The sequence below is a fragment of the Brevibacillus ginsengisoli genome (genome assembly GCF_050113715.1).
GTDB classification, from domain to species: Bacteria; Bacillota; Bacilli; order Brevibacillales; family Brevibacillaceae; genus Brevibacillus_H; species Brevibacillus_H ginsengisoli.
Map to the genome: position 1 here is coordinate 72,373 of NZ_JBNJQR010000006.1, position 24,863 is coordinate 97,235.

The window sequence follows — 24,863 nt, forward strand, 5'->3', positions numbered from 1 at the left end:
TAGGGGGAGGTGACCAAATTGGCCGAAGTTCTTTCACAGAGCGAGATTGATGCTCTGTTAGCGGCTCTCTCATCTGGAGAGATGGATGCTAATGAGCTGAAGAAAGAAGAAACGGAGCGAAAGATTAAGGTTTATGATTTTAAACGGGCCCTTCGCTTCTCCAAAGATCAAATACGCGGACTTACTCGAATCCATGAAAACTACGCCAGACTACTCACAACCTATTTTTCTGCTCAGCTTCGGACTTTCGTGCAGATTACCGTCGCCTCTGTCGACCAGCTACCATATGATGAATTTATTCGTTCCATTCCAAAAATGACGATTCTAAACATTTTTGAAGCGCCACCGTTGGAAGGTCGAATGGTAATGGAAGTGAATCCGAATATCGCCTATGCAATGTTGGATCGTCTGCTTGGAGGTCAAGGAGCGATTCCGGCGAAATTGGGTGCTTTGACGGAGATAGAGACAACCGTCATGGAACGAGTATTCAGTAAGGCATTAGACAGTTTTCATGAAGCATGGAAGCAAATTATTGAAATGGACCCTTATCTTGAAGTTCTAGAGATGAACCCGCAGTTTATGCAGATCGTATCTCCGAACGAGATTGTGGCTGTAATTTCATTAAGTACAAAGATCGGTGATACCACCGGCATGATCAACCTGTGTCTGCCGCATGTTGTACTCGAACCGATTATGCCTAAACTATCAGGACAGTACTGGTTTTCCTCACAGCGGAAAACACGTGATGAATCAGAGAAGTTACAGTTGGAGGAACGTGTCAAAACCGCTAAACTACCAATCAAAGCAGAACTGGGTACGGCTACGATCACTGTAAGAGATTTTCTCAGCTTAGCTAGCGGGGATGTGATTCAGTTGGATCAATCGATCGAGCAAAAGTTGCAAATCAAAGTAGGAGAACGCCTCAAGTTCCTGGGTCAGCCTGGAACTAGCAAAGGGCGCGTTGCCGTACAGGTGGATGAAGTCGTAGAGGAAGGGGAGGAGAATTATGAGTAGAGACATGCTGTCTCAGGATGAGATTGATGCGTTGCTTCGAGCGAACAACCTTTCTAGTGACGAAGAGGAACCATCCGATGAAGGCGATGTATACAATTTTTTAACGGCTTTTGAGCAAGATGCTTTGGGTGAGATTGGCAATATCACTTTCGGAAGCGCAGCAACAGCTTTATCGACACTCTTAAACCAAAAGGTAGATATTACAACGCCAACGGTTTCCACCATTCGCAGAAGCGTCTTGGAAAGTGAGTTTCCTCGTCCTCATGTCGCTGTCCATGTAGAATATACGGACGGTTTTAAAGGCATAAACATGCTGGTCATTCGAGTAGAAGATGCTGCTGTAATTGCCGACTTGATGATGGGGGGAGAAGGTAGACCAGATACCACAGATTTGTCTGAATTGCACCTGAGTGCTGTTCAAGAAGCAATGAACCAGATGATGGGTTCTGCCGCAACCTCGATGTCTACCATTTTCAATAAGTTTGTGAACATCACTCCACCAGGGATTGATGTAATGGATCTTTCAAAAGGAATTGGCGAAGAGAATTTGCCAGAGGATGATACCCTGATTAAAGTATCCTTCCGTTTACGTGTGGGAGAACATGGGGAATTGATTGATTCTTCCATTATGCAGCTGCTGCCTGTTCCGTTTGCTAAGCAAATGATTGATATGTTGATGGGAGCCGGAGATGTGCAGGAGAGTGCACCTGCAAGTGAAGCGGTGAAAACTCCAGAGGCTATTCCTACTGCAGTGTCAACACAAGAACCGATCGTGGCACCGATGGCCGCCTCTATGCCGGTACAAGACCAGCAAGGATATGGTCAACAACCACCAATGCAGCAACCAATGGCTACACCTGGTGCACCGATGGGAAGTGGTGATCCGTATGCGGCACATGGATATCCTGGACAGCCTGGGATGCAACCTCCGATGCAAGGGTATCCACCATATCCGTATCCGCCATACCCATATCCACCACAATATCAACAACCATCCCCAGCACCTCAGCATTATGGGGGATACAGCGGCGGAAACAATCAGGCTAATGTAAAACCTGCTCAGTTTTCTCAATTTGGACAGGCTCCGGGCCCATACACAGATGAACAAAATCTAGGGTTACTGTTAGATATTCCTCTCCAGGTAACTGTTGAACTGGGGCGTACGAAGAAGCTAATCAAAGATATCCTGGAATTATCGCCTGGTTCCATTATTCAGTTGGATAAACTGGCTGGTGAACCGGTTGATATTCTAGTAAACAACAAACTAATCGCCAAGGGTGAAGTTGTCGTAATTGACGAGAACTTCGGTGTTCGTGTTACCGATATCATTAGTCAATGGGATCGTGTACAAAAGCTACAGTAATTTTTCCAATTGGTAAGGGAGGATATATTCATGTCTAACAAAGTATTAATCGTTGATGATGCGGCATTTATGAGAATGATGATCAAAGAAATTCTATCCAAAAACGGCTTTACAGTTGTCGGTGAAGCAAGCGACGGAGCACAAGCGGTAGAAAAATATAAAGAGTTGGGTCCAGACCTCGTAACGATGGATATTACCATGCCAGAAATGGATGGGATTACTGCCTTAAAAGAAATTAAACAACTTGATCCAAATGCTCGTATCATCATGTGTTCAGCAATGGGGCAGCAAGCAATGGTAATTGATGCGATTCAAGCAGGTGCAAAAGACTTTATCGTTAAACCATTTCAAGCAGATCGTGTAATTGAAGCGATCAAGAAAACGTTGGGATAAGAGTATGAAACGCTTCCAAGCAGGGCCGTTAACACTCGTTATACTATGTGCCGTGCTGTTGTTCATAAACTTGACTCCATCCTATTGTTATGCAGATCCGAATCGGTCGGTTTCCGAAGCCATGAAAAACGGAGGAATATCCACCACAACACCCAGTACACAGCCAGGAAATGATAATTCCGGGAATGCATTGGGGTCTAAACCGAGTGGCTGGACTTTTCTCTTTCAAGTGATTTTTTCGCTTGGGCTCATCGTAGTCTTGATTTATCTGCTTTTACGGTTTTTAGGTAGTAAAAATTTGAAAGGCTTCAATCAGAATGGCGCGGTCAAAGTCATTTCAACGGTTCCTTTGGGAAATGGGAAGAATTTGCAAATTGTTATGATTGCTGACTCTCTCTATCTTTTAGGTGTTGGAAATGATGTGAATCTAATTCGTTACATTCCAAATGGTGAGGAGGCCGATCTGATTCTATCAGAGGTGGAAATGAATCCACCAAATATCGGTCTTCTTCAATCACTACTATCTTTACGTAAGAAGCAAGATCCACAAGACCAGGAATTGAATTTCCAACAAGAGAAAGTAAGTGGAACTTTCGAACAGTTGCTTGGTCAAAAGTGGGATGAAGTGAAGCGAGCGAATATGCGATCAACCAATGTGATAGAAGAAGAGAGAAAAGATCCGGGGGAACGCTTATGAAGAATAAACTAGGTCTTATCTTCATTCTAGCGGTTCTCCTGTTGCTTCCAGCGACAGTTGCCTTTGCGGCACCGCAAGCACCGGCTGGCGCAAATGATTTACTTCCAAGAATCGATATCAACATTGGAGGAGGAAACGCAGCTTCTGCGACACCAGCAGAAACAGCATCTACGGTTAAAATTCTTCTGATGCTAACTGTTTTATCAATAGCGCCAGCAATCCTGTTATTGATGACTTGTTTTACACGGATTGTCGTTGTTTTATCGTTTGTCCGAAATGCGCTGGCTACCCAACAAATGCCACCCAACCAGGTTTTAATCGCTCTTGCGTTGTTTATGACCTTTTTCATCATGGCACCTACACTTGGAACTGTTAACGATAAAGCGATTCAACCGTATATGCAAGGGAAGATCACACAACAACAGGCATTGGATCAGGCTGTTATTCCATTCAAGGAGTTCATGGCGAAACAGACGAGGGAAAAGGATTTAGCGCTGTTTATGGAATACATGAAAGCGCCGCGTCCAAAGTCAATTCAAGATATTCCGTTGGTTGCACTTATTCCTGCTTATGCGATTAGTGAATTGAAGACAGCATTTCAAATTGGGTTTATGATCTTTATCCCGTTTTTGGTCATTGATATGATCGTGTCCAGTATCTTAATGGGTATGGGGATGATGATGCTCCCACCTGTTATGATTTCACTGCCATTTAAAATTCTTTTGTTTATTATGGTAGATGGATGGTATTTGATTGTTCGTTCTTTACTAGAAAGTTTTCATTAGCGGGAAAAATGGGGTTGTACAAAAAGAAGAAGCTGAATCGAGAGGAGGCTTGCGGGAATGTCACAAGAATTGATACTGCAGATTGCCCAAGGGTCCGTCTATACGATCCTCATCGTAACAGCCCCAGTTTTAGGAGTTGGCCTGATTGTTGGTTTGCTGGTTAGTGTCTTTCAGGCAACTACACAAATTCAAGAGCAGACGCTTGCCTTTATTCCGAAGATCGTGGCAATTATGTTAACGCTTCTGATCGTGGGACCATGGATGCTTCAAACCATTGTGGAGTTTACGATGAACATATTTGGTAATCTTCAGCGGTTCGTAGGTTAATTCATGGAAGCGCTCATTACATATCTACCATACTTTTTACTGGTTTTTGTCCGATTAACTTCTTTTTTTGTTTCAGCACCCATTTTTTCCATGCGAGGTGTACCCAATCACTTCAAAATTGGACTTGCTTTTGTCGTTGCTTTAGTCAGCTCTTTTTATGTGCCGTTTCAGGATAAAATTCCAATGGACTTGAGTTTCATCCTGTACGCTGTTAAGGAAGTACTGATTGGTCTTTTGCTCGGTTTGATTACACAAATGCTTTTTTACGCCGTTCAGATTGCCGGGGGCTTGATTGATATGCAGGCTGGCTTTGCTATGGCGAACGTAATCGACCCTCGAACAGGAGCCTATGTACCGCTGACTGGTAACTTTAACAATATCTTGGCTACCTTTTACTTCCTGAGCATTGACGGTCACCATATGCTCATACGTGGTGTGATTGCGAGCTACAAAGCGATCCCAATCGATCGAATGTGGGCACCATTTGGAAGCGAGAATCTTTTCATGTATATCGTCAAAGTATTTTCGGAGATGTTCACTAGCGCGTTTCTAATCGCAGCACCTGTTGTGGTCGCCCTTTTTCTCGTTGACCTGTCTCTTGGTATTATCGCCAAAACAGTCCCACAATTTAATATCTTTGTGGTCGGTATGCCGATTAAAGTATTTGCTACTTTCTTAATGTTAATTGTAGTTTTACCAGCGTTGTTCATGGTTTTAAACGGCTTGTTTCAGAATATGTTTTCGGCCATGTCGAAAATAATCGTGCTTCTGGGAGGCTGAGAGGATGCAACAACGCTTACTTTTTTCGGTTGACCTTCAGTATTTTAATGGGGAGAAAACAGAAAAAGCCACACCAAGGAAAAAGGATGACGCGCGTAAGAAAGGTCAAGTGGCCAAAAGTCAGGACATCGCTCCGGCTTTGGCTCTCACTTCAATTTTTCTAGTGCTTCTGATAACTGGTTCATCGATGTTTGACAATTTCATTGGAATCATGCGAGAATCGCTGTCACGCTATACGTTGATGGAGGTAAATCAAGAGAACCTTCGATTTATAACAATTCAGCTAGTATTCGAAGCAGTTAAAATTGTTGGACCGGTGCTTGGAGTCGCTTTTTTGATCGCGTTAGCTGCCAACTATATGCAGGTGGGTGTCTTGTTTACTACGGAACCTCTTAAGATGAAGCTGGAGAAATTAAACCCGCTTGAGGGTGCCAAGCGTATTTTTTCGATGCGCGCTTTGGTAGATCTGACGAAGTCCGTATTGAAAATTTCAGCCGGTCTTTATGTAGCTTACATGATTCTGTCGGATTCCAAGGATGAACTGATGCGCCTTTCTCTCGAATCCATCCAGGCTGTCCTGCTCTATACCGCAACCAAAGTTGCCAAACTTGGAATCTTTATTGGACTCACATTTTTTGTCCTGGCTGCTCTAGATTATGCGTATCAGCGCTTTGAGTATGAGAAAAGTCTTCGCATGTCGAAACAAGACATTAAAGACGAGTACAAAAAAGCCGAGGGTGATCCGCTGATCAAAGGGAAGATCAAAGAGAAGCAACGGCAAATGGCTATGCGTCGGATGATGCAGGAATTGCCCAAAGCCGATGTCGTCATCACCAACCCGACTCACTTCGCTGTCGCGATCAAGTATGAGGCGGGTACAATGACAGCTCCTACGGTAATTGCCAAAGGACAAGATTTTCTCGCTTTAAAAATTAGAGAGATCGCAAAAAAAAATCGGATTGTCATCATGGAAAATAAACCACTGGCGCGAGCGCTTTTCAGTCAGGTAGAGATTGGGGAACAGATCCCGGAAGAATTATTTAAAGCAGTGGCCGAAGTTTTGGCTTACGTCTATAAACTGCAAGGAAAAGCGCGTTAAGGGAAGGGAGGAGACGATATGAGAACAAAAGAAATTGGTGTCATCATTTTTGTAATCAGTATTGTCACAATGATGGTCATTCCGTTACCACCAGGACTATTGGATTTCTTGCTGATCATTAACATCGGTTTGGCTCTCACCATTTTGCTCGTCTCCATGAACACCCAGGAGGCATTGCAATTTTCCATTTTCCCGACGTTGCTCTTGATTACGACCTTGTTTCGACTGGCCCTAAACGTTTCGACTACACGAAATATCCTCTCGCATGGAGAGGGCGGCAAGGTAATCGAAACCTTTGGGAGTTTCGTAGTTGGCGGAAATCCAGTCGTCGGATTTGTTGTCTTCCTGATTTTGATCATTATTCAGTTTATCGTAATCACCAAAGGTTCTGAACGGGTAGCTGAGGTTGCGGCCCGTTTTACACTGGATGCGATGCCAGGAAAACAAATGAGTATCGATGCCGACTTGAACGCGGGAATGATTACAGAGGTTGAAGCAAGAAACCGTCGTCAAAAAATCGAGCGAGAAGCAGATTTCTACGGGGCGATGGACGGGGCGAGCAAATTTGTCAAAGGGGATGCCATTGCCGGGATTATCATTTTCATTATCAATATCATTGGTGGATTTATCATCGGGATCGCTATGATGAAGATGGCCTTTACGGATGCGGCATCACATTTCACCATGCTTTCCATTGGTGACGCGCTCGTAAGCCAGATACCAGCCCTTTTGATCTCAACGGCAACGGGTATAATCGTGACGAGAGCGGCTTCTGAGGGTGGATTAGGTCAAGATATTGTCAATCAAATCTTTAGTAACCCGCGCATTCTCTATATCGTCGCTGGATTGATTGGTTTCTTAGGATTATTCACGCCAATTGGGATAGTTGCTACGTTTCCGGTTGCGGCGATTCTCGCATATGCCGCGTACCAGATGACACGCAAACGACAGACGGAGATGGTTGAATCCATTCAGCAAGAAGAAGAGCAGCAGATTGAAGAGGTCCGCAGTCCAGAGAGCGTTGTCAGCCTGTTGCACGTTGATCCGATTGAGTTTGAGTTTGGATATGGACTGATCCCGTTAGCAGATGCTAAGCAAGGAGGAGACTTGCTGGATCGCGTCATTATGATTCGTCGTCAATGCGCGATTGAATTGGGGATTGTCGTTCCAGTGATTCGGATACGAGATAACATCCAGCTTAGACCTAATGAATACGTCATCAAGATCAAGGGAAATCAAGTGGCAAAGGGTGAAATCCTCTTGGATCACTACTTGGCCATGAGTCCCGGTTTTGATGATGAATCTGTGGTTGGTATACCAACAGTTGAACCTGCGTTTGGATTGCCGGCATTATGGGTAACAGAAGAGAATAAAGAGATTGCTGAACTTTCCGGGTATACAGTTGTTGATCCGCCATCTGTTGTCGCAACACATCTAACAGAGATCATCAAGCGTCACGCTCACGAACTCTTGGGTCGTCAGGAAACTCGCGCATTGATCGACAATGTAAGAGAATCTGTCCCTGTACTGGTGGATGAATTAGTACCAGGGATGATTGGAATAGGAGATCTGCAGAAGGTCTTGCAGAACCTGCTCAAAGAAAAAATTTCGATTCGCAATCTAACCATTATTCTAGAGGCACTGGCTGATCATGCGATATTTACAAAGGATCCCGATGTATTGACTGAATATGTGAGACAAGCGCTATCACGTCAAATCACGTTGCAATTAACGGACCCAGGACAACCACTACGTGTCATCACAGCAGGTCCTGGGCTTGAGAAGGCTATTTCGGAACGAATTGAACAGTCCGAGCATGGGAACTACCTGGCTATGGACCCAGAGACTTCACAGTTGGTCTATGAGAATTTATCTGATCAAGTCAGCCGGATGGTGAATGCCGGTCAACAACCGATTGTCCTTTCTTCTCCGGCGATTCGGATGTACCTACGCCAATTAATTGAACGAATGATGCCTGAAATTCCTGTCATTTCATACAACGAGTTAGAGCCTAATGTGGAAGTACAAAGTGTTGGGATGGTGAACGTGTAATGAGAGTAAAGCGATATGTGGTTGACTCTATGCCAGACGCCCTTGAAAAAATTCGGGTTGATCTTGGAAAAGACGCCATCATTCTCAATACCAAATCAATTAAAACAGGCGGATTCCTCGGTTTTTTTGGCAAACAACAAATCGAGGTCATTGCGGCTACAGAAGAAAAAGGACAGGCTGAGCGAGAAAAGAAAGCAGCGACGTCTACAACGGAGCGTCCAAAACCAATGGTAAGCGCGCAATCAGCGAAGCAAGCTTATCAGCGTCAAGCACCGGAAGCTCCTTCAAAATCAACCGTAGAGCCGGTAGAAAAGTATGAGAAACTGGAACCAAAACCAATCGAAAGCAATGGAACTACTAAACAGAGTGGGCTATCAGCTGAACAACTATCAAAGCAGAACGATACGACAAATCTTCCTGCTTTGAATGATTCTTCTGTGAAGATTCAAGCCAACCAGCCAGCAGCAAAACAAACCTTCGAAAAGACGATTCAAATTGCGGATGAGCTTCGAGATATGCGCCAAATGTTTGAGAAACTGCTGATTAAGTCCGATTCAGATCAATACTTGCCGGATTCTTTCACCAAAATTCGCTCGCATTTAATCTCCCAGGAAATTGAACCAGAGATTGTTAGCTCGATCATTTCCAGCTTGATAAAACGTTGGGATCAACCTCATACCTACACCGAGGAAGAAGTAAGGCAGGCGACTAGGGAAGTGATCATCGAAACCTTGTCAACTGAAACAAGCTGTTCAGCCAAAATCTCGAAAAACGTAAAGCATGTCTATTTCTTCGGGCCAACGGGTGTCGGTAAAACCACAACGATTGCCAAATTGGCAGCAGAGTGTATGTTGAAGGAAAAACGCAAGGTAGGATTTATCACCTCGGATACATACCGAATCGCCGCAGTCGATCAATTAAGAACGTACGCCAATATCCTGAATGTTCCGCTTGAAGTTGTTTTTTCGCCAAAAGAAATTTCTCAAGCGATGGACCGTTTAAGTGACTGCGATTTGATCTTGATTGATACAGCTGGCCGTAACTATCGAAATGACGAATACGTGAATGGGATGAAAGAACTCCTACGGTACGGGGAGATGAGCGAGAATTATCTGGTACTTAGTTTAAGCTCCAAATATGCGGACATGAAGTCAATCGTCTCGAACTTTTCGGATGTGCCTTCAGCCAAAGTAATCTTTACCAAAGCAGATGAAACGAAATCTTACGGTTCTATACTCAATATCATTTCGCAGTTTCATTTTTCATTATCCTACATTACAACCGGTCAAAACGTGCCGGATGATATTGTAATAGCCACTCCAGAAATGGTAGCCAAAATGGTGCTAGGAGAAGAATCCTATGGTGCGTGATCAGGCTGAACGACTTCGAGAACGATTGCAACGTAATTTGGGATCCAAACCTACTAGAATCATCACGGTTACCAGTGGTAAAGGTGGAGTAGGAAAGTCAAACTTTACGCTCAATTTTGGGCTTGGACTGATTGAGCGAGGGCAAAAGGTATTGATATTTGACGTTGACCTAGGCTTGGCCAATCTGGATGTGCTTATGGGAATAACATCCCGAAACCACATTTTTCAACTCATCGAGCAAAAAAAATCGATATGGGATATTATCGAAAAAGGTCCCAACGGATTGGAGTTTATCGCTGGTGGATCAGGCTTTACTCAGGTTCTTCAGCTTGATGATCAGAAGCTGAATCGACTATTTGATCAATTATCTGAACTCCAAGGATACGCTGATACCATATTTTTTGATACCGGAGCAGGGATTTCGAATGAATCCATGCGCTTTATGCTTTCGGCAGATGAGATTTTGCTCGTCACAACGCCGGAACCCACTGCTATAACAGATGCTTACGCCGTGATTAAGATGATTCATTCCCGTAGTCCTGATGCCAAAATACGGATGATTATCAATCGCGCTAGTTCTTATAAAGAAGGAAAAGCGACGGCGGATAAACTGACGATGGTAGCCAAGCGATTTTTGGGTATAGAACTAGAGACGCTTGGGTTTGTGCCAGATGATGAGAATGTTATGAAAGCTGTGAAGAAACAGTCCCCTTTTTTACTGGAATATCCGAAATCACAAGCGTCAAAAGGAATTCGAGATCTAGTGGACAAGTATTTAGGAGTTTCTTTGCAGACAAAAGATGATGGTACGACTGGATTGAAGGGGTTCCTTTCTCGATTGAAAAGCATGATTAAATAAACAGAGCAACAAAGAAAGGAAGCGGCTAAAATGGGGAAAATTCGAGTTCTAATTGTTGATGATTCCGCATTCATGCGCAAGGTAATAGATGACATTTTATCGGCTGATCCTGACATAGAAGTGATCGACCGCGCGAAAAACGGACTCGAATGCATTAAAAAAGTCAAAGAACTTAAACCAGATGTCATTACACTTGATATTGAAATGCCTGTGATGGACGGGTTGGAGGCACTGGAGCAACTGATGAAGAACCATCCACTTCCGGTTGTTATGCTTAGCAGCCTAACGAAAGAAGGAGCGGATGCTACCATTCGTGCGTTAGAGCTGGGGGCTTTTGATTTTGTTGCCAAGCCTTCCGGACCCATCTCACTTGATATTCATAAAGTGGCTGATCGAATTTTGGAACGTGTAAAAGCTGCAGCAACAGCTAAAAGAAGAAATATTCAACTTCGCCCGTCCTATTCGGTGCCACCACAACCACCAGCAATCGCCGTTACGAAGAACAAGATTCTACCTAAGCCTTTTGCAACCAGAGGGATTCATGCTCATAAATTAGTGGCGATTGGAACTTCAACAGGTGGACCAAAGGCATTGCAAACGGTATTAACCGGGCTCCCTGCGAATTTTTGCGCACCTATCGCAATTGTCCAACATATGCCGCCTGGATTTACAAAATCTCTTGCCCAACGATTAGATACACTCTGCCAAATTCATGTGGTGGAAGCTGAAAACGGGCAAGTTCTAGAAAATGGTACAGCCTACATAGCACCAGGCGGCTATCATATGGAAATCGTTCCTTCCACCGATAATCGGTTGCAAATCCGCTTGACTCAGACTGAGCCTCGTAACGGGCACAGACCATCTGTGGATACACTCTTTGAATCCGTTGGTGAGCTTGCTGGAGTCGAGAAATGGGCTGTCATCATGACGGGAATGGGAAGCGATGGAACGAAAGGATTATCCTATATAAAGGAAAAGGGACAAGCGTTAAGCGTGATTGAAGACGAATCTAGTTGTGTCGTATTTGGGATGCCACGTGCAGCGATTCAAGCTGGACTAGCTGATAAAGTAGTGCCGCTCGAAAACATTGCGGACACACTTGTTCGCATTGTTATCTGATTGGGAGGTGGATCAACTATGGATATGAATCAATACTTAGACATGTTTATTGAAGAATCAAAAGAACATTTGCAAGCGATTAACGCAAACCTGTTGTTACTTGAAAGTGATCCAGATAATACACAAATCGTCAATGAAATTTTCCGATCTGCTCATACTTTAAAAGGTATGGCTGCAACCATGGGCTTTGAAGATATGGCTAGCTTGACCCACGAATCAGAAAATGTTTTGGACTTAATCCGTAACCATAAGCTGAAAATCAACAGTGACATCATGGATGTGATTTTCCAATCAGTGGATTTGATAGAAGGAATGGTATACAACATCATCGATGGTGGGAACGGTTCAGCAGACGTTTCCGGACCAGTGAACAAGCTTCGTGCGATTGTTGCGGGTGATTTGGAAGCTGTAACAGCACATTCACCGGAGCAAGTAACTGAGTCCAGTCAAGGAACAGAAGCCGCAGCCATACAGGTGGAACCGAAGCAGAATCAAAGCTCTGTTGAGCATTATGGCCTCGATGAGTACTCCATTACCGTCATGAAACAGTCGAAAGAGGCTGGCAACAACCTGTTTTGGATTAAGGTGATTCTACGCGATGATTGCTTGTTGAAGGCAGCACGCGCCTACATGGTATTCGATAATTTGGAATCTCTAGGCGAAGTGATCAAATCCAAACCTTCCGTTGAAGATATTGAGAATGAACGCTTTGACCATGAATTCGAAATCGTTTTTGTAACATCCAAATCGATTGATGAAGTTCGTAAAACGATAGAGAATGTCTCTGAAATTAAAGAAGTGATCATTGAACAAATTGACGTGACTCAATTGGACAAGCAATCGGCCGCGCATCAAGAGATTGCGGCAGCGTCTGCACCATCGTCAGCAGCTCCTTCAGCAACGGCCTCTAAACAAGCCGATACGTCCCAGCAAGCTACTGCGAACAAGAAAGTATCTACCGGAAAAACCATCCGTGTCGACATTGAGCGACTAGATATCTTAATGAATCTGTTTAGCGAGTTGGTAATTGATCGCGGTCGTCTGGAACAGTTGGCTCGTGAGCTAGGAAAGAGCGAATTGCAAGAAACTGTTGAGCATATGAGCCGAATTAGTGGGGACTTGCAAAACATTATCCTCACAATGCGCATGGTACCTGTCGAACAGGTATTCAACCGTTTCCCGCGTATGGTTCGCGACCTGGCCAAAGAGTTAAGTAAAAAGGTAAATTTGGAAATTTTTGGTGCTGAAACAGAATTGGATCGCACGGTTATTGATGAGATTGGCGATCCGCTGGTACATTTATTGCGCAACTCGATTGACCATGGTGTTGAATCTCCAAGCGAGCGCCGTATGGCTGGCAAGTCTGAAGAGGGAACCGTCCAGCTCAAGGCGTATCATAGTGGGAACCATGTCTTCATCGAAGTACGTGATGACGGTAAAGGGATTAATAAAGATAAGGTACTGAAAAAAGCGATCGACAAAGGCATCGTGAATCCACTAAATGCGGATAACTTAAGCGACAAGCAAATATACGAATTGTTATTTGCATCCGGGTTAAGTACAGCAGATGTTGTATCCGATATTTCCGGACGTGGAGTAGGATTAGATGTTGTCAAAACCAAAATCGAATCCCTAGGTGGTTCGGTTAGTGTAGACTCTAACCCGGGCAAGGGCACTACTTTCTTGATTCAATTGCCGTTGACTCTTTCCATTATCTCAGCGATGCTGGTTCAAATCGAGAATGAGAAATATGCGGTTCCGCTCAGCTCCATTATTGAAACGGCCGTATTCCGTCAAGACGAGATCATGATGGCGCACCGCCAAAAAGTTATTGACTTCCGTGGAAGAGTTGTACCACTGGTTTCTTTAAAAGACTTCTTCAATATTCCAGACAACGGTGTGGAAAAAGGGGATGAAGTAGCGGTAGTCATCGTCCGCAAAGGCGAAAAAATGGCAGGTTTAATCGTGGATTCCTTCATTGGGCAACAAGAAATCGTATTAAAATCACTTGGCAAATATCTGGTGAATGTACTGGCTATTTCTGGCGCAACTATCTTGGGCGATGGTCAAGTAGCACTTATTATCGATTGCAACGCGCTTATTAAATAAGGGAGGGAACGGGCATGTTGGATCAAAAAGAGATTGTTGGGGAAATAAAAGTTATCGTATTTCGTTTAAAAGATGAAGAGTACGGCGTGGAAGTAAGCCAAGTGAAATCCATTGAGAAATTGGAGCACATTACACGCGTACCTCGAACTCCTAAGTTTGTGAAGGGCGTAATCAACCTTCGTGGGGTTGTGACTCCGATTATCGATTTGCGTAGCCGTTTTTCGCTGGATGAAGCCGCTTATTCCGAAACAACTCGCGTGATTATCGTAACAGTTGGAGAATTAGAAGTTGGTTTAATTGTGGATGCAGCCAATGATGTAATTGACATCCCGGTTAACGCGATTGAACCTGCACCAGAAGTTGTGGGTGGTGTAGAGGCTGCTTATCTTCGCGGTGTAGCTAAATTGGAAAAGCGCCTGCTCATTCTTCTCAACTTGGATAAAGTGTTGAATACGGAAGAAATTAAACAGCTAGACGCTATCGAGGGTTAAGCGAAATGGCGGACTTTGTGAAATTTGGCGATTTCCAATTAGATGTTCTTCGAGAAGTAGGAAATATCGGGGCGGGTCACGCGGCTACCGCCCTTTCCAAACTCATTCGAAAAGAAGTAGACATGAAAGTGCCACAGGTTAAAATCATCTCCTTCGACCAAATCGCCGATTTTGTTGGCGGAGCAGAAGAGGTTGTCGTGACGATCTTTCTTCGCGTAGAGGGTGATGCGCCTGGCAACATGTTCTTTATCGTGAATTTTGACTCGGCGCGCAATTTGCTAAAAGAATTAATGGGAATCGAAAAAGCGGATGACGATGATATCTTTTCTGAAATGGAATTGTCAGCTTTGCAGGAGATCGGCAACATCCTAGCGGGTTCCTACTTATCATCTCTGGCTGACTTTACAAAATTGAATCTACAGCCATCAGTTCCGGCATTGGCTATTGATATGGCAGCTGCCATTCTCAGCTACGGCTTGATTGAGTTGGGAAGAGCAGGGGATTTCGCTTTAACGATTGACACCGCGTTTTTCGAAGGAAATGAAGAAGTAGAGGGACACTTCTTTCTTATTCCCGATCCTGATTCGTTCAAAATCTTATTCTCTGCATTAGGAGTTCCACTCGATGGAAATTATTAAAATTGGGATGGCTGATTTAGGAGCCACCATTCAACCAAATCGTTTACGCACGACTGGATTAGGTTCATGCGTCGGAGTTGTGCTATATGATGAAACCAAAAAAGTGGCTGGAATGGCCCATGTCATGTTGCCGGATTCGTCCCTCGCAAAAGGCAATGATATCAACATCGCGAAATATGCAGACACGGCAATACCCAAATTGATTCAAGATATGGAGCGTTTAGGTGCTTCTACACGAAATATGGTTGCAAAAATCGCTGGCGGTGCCCAAATGTTTTCATTCCTTTCAGGAAATGATACGATGAGAATAGGCCCGAGAAATGTCGAAGCGTGTAAAACCGCATTAGGACAAGTTCGGATTCGAATCGTAGCGGAAGATACTGGGGGAAACTGCGGACGGACGATTGAGATCGATGCCGTTAGTGGTATTTTACAAATTCGTACTGTAAATCAAGGTACTAAGGAAGTATAAAATGATGACAGGAACAATTCGAATTAATATTTGGATAGGTGTTATTGCCTTTTTAGTAACCTTGCTAACGGCATTTTCGGGAAATGTCATCACTGTTTCTCTAGAGCGGGCCGTCTGGGCTTTTATTCTTTTTTTTCTGGGGATGTTCCCTATCAGGTGGGGTCTTCACCTGATTACCACACATTCACTAGAACAAGACAGTAAGAAGCCTGCACCAACCGACGAAACACAGAAAATTGGAGAGCACATCGATCTGATGACACCAGATTCTGATTCTAGTACGGACGATCAACGAATGGGAACAGAAACGCTTTCAGAAGATGAACCGTCTGATCAGTTCATTCCATTGACACCAAGAAAACTTGAACCGAACCCTGCACAAAGTCCCGAGAACGATCCTACTACTATTACCAATGTAATTAGACGGTTAACTGATGAATAAAGGCTGGTGGTTGATTCGTGGCTCGAGTAAACAATCGCGACAAAGCGAAGGAATTCGATAAATGGATCTCTTGGAAAGAAGAGGGAGACAAATCAGCAGAGCTTGAGTTGGTCGAGCAATTCCTTCCTCTCGTCAACAAGGTAGCGAACCGATTAGCGATCGGATTGCCAAGCAATGTTGACCGTGACGATTTGATCAGCTTTGGACGATTTGGCCTTCTTGACGCACTTGCCAAGTTTGATCATACCCGTGGTTTACAATTCGAAACATACGCGATGTGGAGAATCCGCGGTGCCATGATCGATGGTCTGCGTGAAAGCGACTGGATCCCTCGAACCGTTCGAGATAAAGCAAAGAAAATAGAGGAGGCTTACACGACCCTCGAACAACGTTTGCTTCGTGTGCCTACGGATCAGGAAGTTAGTGAGTTTCTAGGAATTACCGAGAGAGAGCTGCAACAAGTTTTGTACGACACGTCCCTAGCTTCCATGATTTCAATTGATGAGGCTGTTGGTGATGAAGATGAGCAGAAAACAGCTCGTCACTCTTACATCGTAGATGAACTAACCCCAAGTCCCGAACAGGTTGCGGAAACGAGCAGCCTAAAGGAAGTCTTGTCGGTTTCAATTGACAAACTTCCGGAGAAGGAACGCACAGTGGTTTCTCTCTTTTACTTTGAAGAGCTGACGCTGTCCGAAATAGCAGAAGTGATGAGCCTTTCTCCCTCGCGTATATCCCAACTTCACTCCAAAGCGGTTTTGCGGTTGCGTTCCGCACTGAGCCGCTGGAAAAGTCAATTGATATAGGAGTAGCTTCTATGAATGATGGAGGTGACAAGTATGAGTGACCAATCTGAACGATTTGAGCTGAAAATTTCCCAGGATAAGTTGAGCGCAGAACTTATCTTGAACCCCGAATTAACTGAAGAATCGTTAAACTACGAAGATGTGAAACAGTTCTTGTTTCAGAATGCGATCGTTTACGGTATCGATGAGAATGTACTACGTGAGATTTGTGAAAAGCCCAAGAAATTTCTTGGAACACCGATCAAGATTGCGCAAGGAAAAGGGCCAATCGCCGGAGAAGCAGCACGGATAGAATATATTTTCAAATCACAAGTCCATGAAGGCATCAAGCCAAAAGAGTTGGATGATGGTCGCGTCGACTTCTACCAGGTAGTTGATATTGCCAATGTTAGCCGAGGACAATTAGTAGCGAAGAAAATTCCTGCTGGACGCGGGGAAGAAGGAACGTCCATTTTTGGACAGCCACTCCCGCCTACTCCAGGCAAAGATATAATGTTTAAAATGGGCAAGAACGTTCTATTAGACCAGGACAAGCTGTTGCTCTACGCGGCAATCGATGGGCAAGTCAGTGTAGGTGAAGGCGACAAAATTAATGTATTTCCCGTCTATGAAGTCAAAGGGGACGTAGACTTTAGCGTAGGGAATATTGAATTTGTGGGTACCGTGGTCGTTCGAGGCAATGTTCCCAACGGTTTTCGGATTAAAGCGTCTGGGGATATTCGAATCCTTGGAAGTGTCGAGGGTGCTGAATTGGAAGCTGGTGGATCGGTTGAAATCAAGAACGGAATCGCTGCTCAGGATAAAGGACATGTCATTGCTGGCGTTGATGTGAAGACTTCCTATATCCAGAATGGTAATGTCAGAGCTTCTAATGATGTCATTGTTTCGCAAAGCATCATGTTTTCAACGATTCGAGCTGGACATAATGTTCTTTGCAATGGCACTAAAGGAATTATCATCGGCGGATCGATTCAAGCGGGTGAGAAGATTGTTGCCCGTGTCGTTGGTAACTCAAGTGCAACTCCTACGGTACTGGAAGTAGGTGTGAAACCTGAGCTTCGCAACGAACTTCTTGCCGTAACCAAGGAACTCAGCAATTTATATGATAATTTAAAGAAAACCGAGCAAGGGCTTGGTGTACTCGATCAGCTTCTTCAAACCGGTGTATCACTTAGCGCAGACAAGAAATTGCTACAAATCAAGATGGCCAACACCAAGATCATGCTTGAAAAAGAAGTGAAGAAACTCGAAACCCAAAGAAAAGAACTGGAAGTGCAGGTCGATCATGATGCTCATGCGGTTATTGACGTATATCAGGTGATGTATCCGGGGATCAAACTGGTTTTCGGCAAACTGATTCGATTTATTAAACAGGAGTTTCCACGGACGAGATTTCTTGTCGTTCAAGGTGAAATCACAACCTCACAGCTAGTGAGATAAGGAGATGATCGACGATGAGCTTGAAGGCGCTTGAATTGCAAGTGGCTCTGCCCCGTACCCAGGACATCAGCCGTATTCAGGAACAACAGCAAAATCGTCATGCCCTTGAACAGCAGGTATTGATTGGAGACCGCAAGCAGTTTGATCAATTGACCAGACAGCGAGCAACGAACGTTAACGAATCAACAGGTAGAAAGATTAAAGACGATCACGAAGAAAAAGAACATGGCCAAAATCATCAACAAGCTCAGTCTAATCAGCCGGACGAGAAAAAGAGCAAGACAAGTCATTCTACTATTCCGATGACTGATCCACTACGAGGTCATTATATTGACATCTCGTTGTAAGAAAAGGTGAAGAAGATGGATCAACCATTATACTTATTATTTGGTGCAGGGGCGATTATCGTCATCTCTGCGCTTTTTTTAAGGAAAAGAAACAATACATCAGATGAAAAGAATCCCGCTATACATACGTCCTTTGATCGCAAGGAAATCGAGGGTACTCTGAAACGATTTGTTGCGCAAGTCCAGAAGGAAAACGATCAAGCTGTTACCACCATGGAGCGCAATCATCAGAAAACCGCATCTGAAATACACCAACTAAACGAGCGAGTTCAGCACTTGGAGAACGAATTGAAACACATGCGAAGCTTAATTCATAGCCGCCAAGAAGTAGCGACAACGGAGGAAACCATAGCGGAGCCTGAAGCTGATTCACTATTTTTGAAGGAGCGGTTCAAGCGGGTATTTGAATTGAAACGGGAAGGGCTATCAGCAGACGAGATCGCCAAAAGACTGGGAGCTGGGCGGGGAGAGATTGATTTGATTTTCTCGTTGGCGACGCCGGAACAAAGAGGGTCGATCCATGATAAAGCGTAATCTATTGATTGGTTTTGGAGTCGGACTCGTGTTTTCTGCTGGTTTCCTTAGCGTTTTTCCAATGGCTAGTCCAAGTATGGAACTTACCAAAGACCAGTTGGAGGCATATGCCAAAGCACAGAATTTCGTGTTGATGCCAAAAGATCAATTTGAAGAACTGAAGAAGGGAAAAGAAACAGGAAAACAGGCGCCAACCAATCCGAAAGCTCCTGTCAAACCTTCGCAACCAACGGCACCATCGCAAATGACACCTCCAGCTTCTGTCAGCCAACAAGGACAAGTGGTTCCACCTACACAGATTGCAGCACCATCGACAGCCGCAGCCTTGCCACCAAATGGGACAGCGCCTTCTGCCAATATGTCAGCACCTCAAGTGACGCCACCTAAGGCTACAGAGGTTCCGACAACTCCTGTTGAGAATGTAACGGTTCGAATACCGTATAAGGCTACGGGAATCGATACAGCAAGGCTGTTGGTGGAAGCAGGACTGCTACCGAAGGACAACAACTTTGTCGCCGCCTTGAAGGGGCAAAACAAGCTGAATCGAATTCGTGTCGGTTCCTACCAAATTCCCAAAGGCACAAGTGCAGATAAGATCATCCAGATTATTACCACCCCGCCTGCTCAGTAGGCGGGATTTTTTTTATCCTGTTTATTGCAATTGAATGGTCTGTATGTTATATTGTTCTACGGTGTTGAATTCACACGTTTTCCAATTCCAGCAACGGTGCTACAGACTTGTAGTTTTGCTCGGAAGATGCGGAATACGGAGGTCTACACAAAAACCAAAACAGAGGAGGTGTGTTAATATGGCGGTAATCTCTATGAAACAGCTTCTCGAGGCTGGTGTTCACTTCGGTCACCAAACTCGTCGCTGGAATCCGAAAATGGATCGCTATATTTTCACCGAACGTAACGGTATCTACATCATCGACTTGCAAAAAACAGTAAAAAAAGTGGATGAAGCTTACAACTACGTACGCGAAGTTGCTAACAACGGTGGCAAAATGTTGTTTGTTGGAACAAAAAAACAAGCACAAGAAGCTGTTAAAGAAGAAGCAGAACGTACAGGTCACTACTACATCAACCAACGCTGGTTGGGTGGTACATTGACTAACTTCTCTACAATCCAAAAACGTACAGGTCGTTTGGCTCAATTGAACCGTATGGAACAAGATGGCACATTCGATGTACTTCCTAAAAAAGAAGTTATCATTCTCCGTAAAGAGAAAGATCGTTTGGAAAAATTCTTGGGCGGTATCGCGCAAATGACCGAACTTCCAGATGCATTGTTCATCATCGACCCTCGCAAAGAGCGCATTGCAGTAGCAGAAGCTCGTAAATTGGGTATCCCAATCGTTGCGATTGTAGATACTAACTGCGACCCAGATGAAATCGACTATGTAATCCCTGGTAACGATGACGCGATTCGTGCCGTTAAATTGCTAACAGCTAAAATGGCTGACGCATTGGTTGAAGGAAACCAAGGCACAGACCAAACAACAACCGCTGAGTAAAAGACAAGGGTGGACTGAGGGTTTCAGAAACCCTGTCCACTCTTTTTTGTCGATATAGAATTTATACAAATTCTTATCGATCCAAGGGGCCGGCTAAAAGCTCAACGTCCTGTTGAAACGCCGACAGTAGCACGTCCTGTACGTTACAACTAAGGCTCTACCGGCGTCCGAGGCTTGGTATCGCCAAGTTTTCTATGAATCAATAGGAACTCAAAAACTAAGGAGGAACTCACTCATGGCAATCAGTGCACAAGCTGTAAAAGAACTGCGTGAAAGAACAGGCGCAGGTATGATGGATTGTAAAAAAGCGTTGGAAGAAACAGCAGGCGATATGGAAAAAGCAATCGACCTTCTTCGTGAACGCGGAATCGCAAAAGCAGCGAAAAAATCCGGTCGTATCGCAGCTGAAGGTTTGACTGCAGTAGCTTTCTCTGGTAACGTAGGGGCAATCGTTGAAGTGAACTGTGAAACTGACTTCGTTGCGAAAAACCCTGAGTTCCAAACCCTTGTGAAAGATATTGCAGAACACGTAGTAGCTGCACGTCCAGCTGATGTAGAAGCAGCTCTTGCGCTTCCTTTCAAAGGACAAGGTGAAGCTCTTTCCCAAGTAATCAGCGAGAAAATCGCGACAATCGGTGAAAACCTTTCTTTCCGTCGTTTCACAGTAATCGAGAAATCCGATGCAGGCGCATTTGGTGGCTACCTACATATGGGCGGAAAAATCGGTGTATTGGTTGCTCTTGAAGGAACTACAAATGAAGGTTTGGCTAAAGACATTGCGATGCACGCTGCTGCAGCTAACCCACGTTTCGCTAACCGTGAAGAGGTTTCTGCTGACGAGATCGAACGTGAGCGCGAAGTATTGAAAAACCAAGCGCTTGCTGAAGGCAAACCAGCTAACATCGTTGAGAAAATGGTTGAAGGCCGTCTTTCCAAGTACTTCGAAGAATACGTTTTGGTTGAACAACCATTCGTTAAAGATCCAGACAAAAAAGTTTCTGCTTTGTTGAAAGAAGCAGGCGCAACTTTGAAAGCTTTCACTCGTTTCCAAGTAGGCGAAGGCATCGAGAAGAAACAAGAAGACTTTGCTGCTGAAGTTATGGCACAAGTTAACAAACAATAATTGAATTGGTTGAATTCCAATCATGCATTTTTAGGAGGGAACACAGTGTGTTCCCTTTTTTAAGAAGTAAAGCATGGAGGAATCACCAGCTGAAGAGAGAATGTATACTAGATTGGAGGCACATCCACATGTCACTTCCTGCCTATAAGCGGATTGTGTTAAAGTTGAGTGGGGAAGCGCTTGCTGGAGAACTAGGGTATGGAATTGACCCGAAAATCATTTTCTCCATCGCGAACCAAATTAAAGAAATCGTCGAGTTTGGCGTACAAGTAGCTGTTGTTGTCGGTGGCGGAAATATCTGGCGCGGTCTTTCTGGAAGTTCCAAAGGAATGGATCGAGCTACAGCAGATTACATGGGAATGCTCGCTACTGTTATGAATTCACTAGCCTTGCAGGATGGCTTGGAACAAGTGAATGTACCCACTCGAGTACAAACATCGATTGAAATGCGACAAGTCGCTGAACCATACATACGTCGAAAAGCCATTCGTCACTTGGAGAAAAATCGCGTCGTCATTTTTGCGGCAGGTACAGGGAATCCCTATTTCTCCACCGATACGACTGCTGCTCTGCGTGCTGCTGAGATTGAAGCGGAAGTAATTTTAATGGCGAAAAATAAAGTGGATGGTGTGTATACGGCCGATCCATCTATTGATCCAAACGCTGTTAAATATGATGAGTTATCCTTCATGGATGTGCTCAATCAAGGATTAGGTGTTATGGACTCCACAGCATCAAGCTTGTGCATGGACAATAACATTCAATTAATGGTCTTCTCGATCACAGAAGAAGGCAATATAATGAGAGCTGTTATGGGTGAAAAAATCGGAACAATCGTTAAGGGGGATGCCTAATGCCACAGTCGATTTTAAAAGACATGGAAGAACGTATGTCAAAAACGATTCATACCTTAAAAAAAGATTTGGCAACCTTGCGTACAGGTCGCGCTACTCCAGCTATATTGGATAAAGTCATGGTGGATTATTATGGTTCGCCGACACCAATTAGCCAATTGGCCAACATCAATGCTCCGGAACCTCGTCTTCTATTGATCCAGCCTTGGGACAAATCAGCGCTTAAGGAAATCGATAAAGCGATCCAACAATCCGATATTGGTCTGACACCTTCTAATGATGGCCAAGTTATTCGTATTGCGGTTCCACCACTTACTGAAGAACGACGCAAGGATCTTGTGAAGGTAGCGGGTAAAGATGGAGAAGAAACCAAAGTAGCGATCCGTAACATTCGTCGTGACGCGAATGATGATATTAAGAAGTTGGAAAAAGCGGGCACAATTTCTGAGGATGAGTCCCACCGTCACCAAGAAAGCATTCAAAAAACAACAGATAAATTTATCGCTGAAGTGGATAAAGTAGTAAAAGATAAAGAAAAAGATATTTTGGAAGTATAAAAAATGAAGTAGAACGTAAAAACTTCCCCCTCTTGTTTAAAAGGAGGGGGAGTTACGTCTACATTTCTCTTTATGGGGGAAACCTTATGCTAGAACGGATCAGTCAAATGTTGGCAAAAAAGGCCGACCGAAGAGATCAAACACATGAACTGGACCCAAATGCAAATATACCGAAGCACATTGCGATCATTATGGATGGAAACGGAAGATGGGCCAAGATGCGTGGTTTACCTCGGATCGCTGGACATCGAGCGGGAATGAAAACCGTCAAAGAAATCGTCAAAGCAGCTGACGAGATTGGTGTACAGGTATTGACGATGTATGCTTTTTCTACGGAAAATTGGAAACGACCTACTGATGAAGTGGATTTTTTGATGAAATTACCGCAGGAATTTTTGTCGACAGAATTGGATGAATTAATCGAACGCAACGTGAAGATTACCCTAGTGGGAGCCAAAGAGGGTCTACCCAGCCATACCTTGCAGGCGATGGAACAAGCAGAAGAAAAGACCAAAAACAATACGGGGTTGCAGTTGAACTTCGCTATGAATTACGGTGGACGCACGGAAATCGTTAAGGCGGTTTCAGAGCTAACTCAGCTTGTCTTAGAAGGAAAATTATCAGCGGATGAGATTACCGAAGAAGCGATCTCTTCGCATTTGTATACACATGACACCCCAGATCCAGACTTACTTATTCGTACGAGTGGAGAAATCCGCTTGAGCAACTTCATGCTCTGGCAATTGGCCTACACTGAATTATGGTTCACAGACGTACTCTGGCCTGATTTTACTCACGAACATTTTTACCAAGCGATAGCTGAATTTCAAGGTAGAGCCCGTCGTTATGGAGCTGTATAACCGAAGAGGTGGAAGAGATTGAAGCAACGAATCGTAACAGGAGTAATTGGTGGGATCATTTTTCTTACATTAGTATATCTGGGGGGTATGTGGTACTCCCTGTTATTATTACTATTGGCCTTGATTGGCCTTTTTGAATTTTTGCGAATGGCTGGACTTTCGCCGTTCAGCTTTACAGGATTACTCAGCTATCTATTGATGTTAAGCATTACGTGGCCTGATCTCGTCTCTTCAAGCTGGCCACTTTTTCATTTTTCAACTGTCTTGATGCCCGTGGTAATCCTTCTATTATTTTATACAGTAGCCAAGAAGAATGAGTTTAACATTGAACATGCCGCACTTTCCCTTTTGGGTGCAGTTTATGTCGGGTATGGATTTGCCTATATGGGTGCTTTCCGAGACGGGTTAAGTGATCATGGTTTCTGGTTGACGATGATGGTGTTGTTGGGGATCTGGGCTACTGACTCCGGTGCCTATTTCGTGGGGCGCGCGTTTGGCAAGAATAAATTATGGCCCGCGATTAGTCCCAACAAAACCATAGAGGGCTCCATGGGTGGTATTGTTATTGCGTTTGTGATTGTGTTGTCCATCAACGCGGCGAAGAGTGTTGTACCGTTTACCCAAGCGTTAGAAATCGCGTTGGTCATTGGGGTAACCGCACAGATCGGCGATTTGGTAGAGTCTGCTTTGAAACGTCATTTTGGCGTGAAAGACTCTGGTCAAATCTTACCGGGGCATGGAGGCGTACTCGACCGTACGGATAGTTGGTTAATTGTATTCCCAGTACTATACATATTAGGGTTCCATTAAAAGAC

28 protein-coding genes are annotated in these 24,863 nt (G+C 44.2%); all 28 read left to right on the forward strand.

What is annotated here, in order from left to right; all coding sequences use genetic code 11:
• Window positions 1–18: 18 nt before the first annotated feature.
• The 28 genes from fliM (at window position 19) to ACQCN2_RS13810 (ending at window position 24,858) form a co-directional block, all read left to right on the forward strand.
• Window positions 19–1,014 carry a flagellar motor switch protein FliM gene (fliM, locus tag ACQCN2_RS13675; RefSeq protein WP_426929486.1) on the forward strand — a complete coding sequence of 332 codons (996 nt, stop codon included), beginning with the start codon at window positions 19–21 and terminating at the stop codon, window positions 1,012–1,014.
• Window positions 1,007–2,377, forward strand: a complete 1,371-nt coding sequence (gene fliY / locus ACQCN2_RS13680; protein ID WP_426929487.1) for a flagellar motor switch phosphatase FliY — start codon at window positions 1,007–1,009, stop codon at window positions 2,375–2,377. The genes fliM and fliY overlap by 8 nt, the downstream gene beginning before the upstream one ends.
• Before the next feature lie 30 nt (window positions 2,378–2,407).
• Complete coding sequence (locus ACQCN2_RS13685) at window positions 2,408–2,770, forward strand: response regulator (protein ID WP_426929488.1); 363 nt, start codon at window positions 2,408–2,410, stop codon at window positions 2,768–2,770.
• A 4-nt stretch (window positions 2,771–2,774) separates the two neighbouring features.
• The gene (locus tag ACQCN2_RS13690; RefSeq protein WP_426929489.1) at window positions 2,775–3,467 is read left to right on the forward strand and encodes a flagellar biosynthetic protein FliO; all 693 of its coding nucleotides are present in this window, start codon (window positions 2,775–2,777) and stop codon (window positions 3,465–3,467) included.
• Complete coding sequence (gene fliP, locus ACQCN2_RS13695; protein ID WP_426929490.1) at window positions 3,464–4,252, forward strand: flagellar type III secretion system pore protein FliP; 789 nt, start codon at window positions 3,464–3,466, stop codon at window positions 4,250–4,252. The genes ACQCN2_RS13690 and fliP overlap by 4 nt, the downstream gene beginning before the upstream one ends.
• A 57-nt stretch (window positions 4,253–4,309) precedes the next feature.
• Window positions 4,310–4,579: a flagellar biosynthesis protein FliQ gene (gene fliQ, locus ACQCN2_RS13700; protein ID WP_426929491.1), complete on the forward strand. Its 270-nt coding sequence runs from the start codon at window positions 4,310–4,312 to the stop codon at window positions 4,577–4,579.
• 3 nt (window positions 4,580–4,582) lie between these two features.
• Window positions 4,583–5,359, forward strand: a complete 777-nt coding sequence (gene fliR, locus ACQCN2_RS13705; RefSeq protein WP_426929492.1) for a flagellar biosynthetic protein FliR — start codon at window positions 4,583–4,585, stop codon at window positions 5,357–5,359.
• 4 nt (window positions 5,360–5,363) lie between these two features.
• Window positions 5,364–6,458, forward strand: a complete 1,095-nt coding sequence (flhB, locus tag ACQCN2_RS13710; RefSeq protein ID WP_426929493.1) for a flagellar biosynthesis protein FlhB — start codon at window positions 5,364–5,366, stop codon at window positions 6,456–6,458.
• A gap of 18 nt (window positions 6,459–6,476) precedes the next feature.
• Window positions 6,477–8,510, forward strand: coding sequence for a flagellar biosynthesis protein FlhA (flhA, locus tag ACQCN2_RS13715; protein WP_426929494.1), 2,034 nt, complete (start codon window positions 6,477–6,479; stop codon window positions 8,508–8,510).
• A complete protein-coding gene (flhF, locus tag ACQCN2_RS13720) occupies window positions 8,510–9,880 on the forward strand; it encodes a flagellar biosynthesis GTPase FlhF (protein ID WP_426929495.1) in 1,371 nt (456 codons plus the stop codon). The genes flhA and flhF overlap by 1 nt, the downstream gene beginning before the upstream one ends.
• Window positions 9,873–10,739, forward strand: a complete 867-nt coding sequence (locus tag ACQCN2_RS13725; protein ID WP_426929698.1) for a MinD/ParA family protein — start codon at window positions 9,873–9,875, stop codon at window positions 10,737–10,739. The genes flhF and ACQCN2_RS13725 overlap by 8 nt, the downstream gene beginning before the upstream one ends.
• A gap of 30 nt (window positions 10,740–10,769) precedes the next feature.
• Complete coding sequence (locus ACQCN2_RS13730; protein ID WP_426929496.1) at window positions 10,770–11,858, forward strand: protein-glutamate methylesterase/protein-glutamine glutaminase; 1,089 nt, start codon at window positions 10,770–10,772, stop codon at window positions 11,856–11,858.
• A gap of 18 nt (window positions 11,859–11,876) precedes the next feature.
• On the forward strand, window positions 11,877–13,967 hold the full coding sequence (locus tag ACQCN2_RS13735; RefSeq protein WP_426929497.1) for a chemotaxis protein CheW: 2,091 nt from the start codon (window positions 11,877–11,879) through the stop codon (window positions 13,965–13,967).
• A 14-nt stretch (window positions 13,968–13,981) separates the two neighbouring features.
• Window positions 13,982–14,458 (forward strand): chemotaxis protein CheW, encoded by a 477-nt coding sequence (locus tag ACQCN2_RS13740; RefSeq protein ID WP_426929498.1) that lies wholly within the window; start codon window positions 13,982–13,984, stop codon window positions 14,456–14,458.
• A 5-nt stretch (window positions 14,459–14,463) separates the two neighbouring features.
• Complete coding sequence (locus tag ACQCN2_RS13745; protein ID WP_426929499.1) at window positions 14,464–15,096, forward strand: chemotaxis protein CheC; 633 nt, start codon at window positions 14,464–14,466, stop codon at window positions 15,094–15,096.
• Entirely contained in the window at window positions 15,083–15,568 is a 486-nt protein-coding gene (locus ACQCN2_RS13750; RefSeq protein ID WP_426929500.1) for a chemotaxis protein CheD, read from the forward strand. The genes ACQCN2_RS13745 and ACQCN2_RS13750 overlap by 14 nt, the downstream gene beginning before the upstream one ends.
• Window position 15,569: 1 nt before the next feature.
• Window positions 15,570–16,010, forward strand: a complete 441-nt coding sequence (locus tag ACQCN2_RS13755) for a hypothetical protein (protein WP_426929501.1) — start codon at window positions 15,570–15,572, stop codon at window positions 16,008–16,010.
• A 17-nt stretch (window positions 16,011–16,027) separates the two neighbouring features.
• The gene (locus ACQCN2_RS13760) at window positions 16,028–16,816 is read left to right on the forward strand and encodes a FliA/WhiG family RNA polymerase sigma factor (RefSeq protein WP_426929502.1); all 789 of its coding nucleotides are present in this window, start codon (window positions 16,028–16,030) and stop codon (window positions 16,814–16,816) included.
• 33 nt (window positions 16,817–16,849) lie between these two features.
• The gene (locus ACQCN2_RS13765) at window positions 16,850–18,256 is read left to right on the forward strand and encodes a flagellar assembly protein A (RefSeq protein WP_426929503.1); all 1,407 of its coding nucleotides are present in this window, start codon (window positions 16,850–16,852) and stop codon (window positions 18,254–18,256) included.
• Between the two features lie 14 nt (window positions 18,257–18,270).
• Window positions 18,271–18,603, forward strand: coding sequence for a hypothetical protein (locus ACQCN2_RS13770; RefSeq protein ID WP_426929504.1), 333 nt, complete (start codon window positions 18,271–18,273; stop codon window positions 18,601–18,603).
• Between the two features lie 15 nt (window positions 18,604–18,618).
• Window positions 18,619–19,137, forward strand: a complete 519-nt coding sequence (locus tag ACQCN2_RS13775) for a DUF6115 domain-containing protein (RefSeq protein WP_426929505.1) — start codon at window positions 18,619–18,621, stop codon at window positions 19,135–19,137.
• Window positions 19,124–19,768 carry a hypothetical protein gene (locus ACQCN2_RS13780; RefSeq protein WP_426929506.1) on the forward strand — a complete coding sequence of 215 codons (645 nt, stop codon included), beginning with the start codon at window positions 19,124–19,126 and terminating at the stop codon, window positions 19,766–19,768. The genes ACQCN2_RS13775 and ACQCN2_RS13780 overlap by 14 nt, the downstream gene beginning before the upstream one ends.
• A gap of 178 nt (window positions 19,769–19,946) precedes the next feature.
• A complete protein-coding gene (rpsB, locus tag ACQCN2_RS13785; protein WP_426929507.1) occupies window positions 19,947–20,654 on the forward strand; it encodes a 30S ribosomal protein S2 in 708 nt (235 codons plus the stop codon).
• Window positions 20,655–20,889: 235 nt separating this feature from the next.
• Complete coding sequence (gene tsf, locus ACQCN2_RS13790) at window positions 20,890–21,777, forward strand: translation elongation factor Ts (protein WP_426929508.1); 888 nt, start codon at window positions 20,890–20,892, stop codon at window positions 21,775–21,777.
• Between the two features lie 128 nt (window positions 21,778–21,905).
• Window positions 21,906–22,631, forward strand: coding sequence for a UMP kinase (pyrH, locus tag ACQCN2_RS13795; RefSeq protein WP_426929509.1), 726 nt, complete (start codon window positions 21,906–21,908; stop codon window positions 22,629–22,631).
• On the forward strand, window positions 22,631–23,188 hold the full coding sequence (frr, locus tag ACQCN2_RS13800) for a ribosome recycling factor (protein ID WP_426929510.1): 558 nt from the start codon (window positions 22,631–22,633) through the stop codon (window positions 23,186–23,188). Before pyrH ends, frr begins: the two co-directional genes overlap by 1 nt.
• A 107-nt stretch (window positions 23,189–23,295) precedes the next feature.
• Window positions 23,296–24,048, forward strand: coding sequence for an undecaprenyl pyrophosphate synthase (gene uppS, locus ACQCN2_RS13805; protein WP_426929699.1), 753 nt, complete (start codon window positions 23,296–23,298; stop codon window positions 24,046–24,048).
• An 18-nt stretch (window positions 24,049–24,066) separates the two neighbouring features.
• Window positions 24,067–24,858 (forward strand): phosphatidate cytidylyltransferase, encoded by a 792-nt coding sequence (locus ACQCN2_RS13810; protein ID WP_426929511.1) that lies wholly within the window; start codon window positions 24,067–24,069, stop codon window positions 24,856–24,858.
• Window positions 24,859–24,863 lie beyond the last annotated feature (5 nt).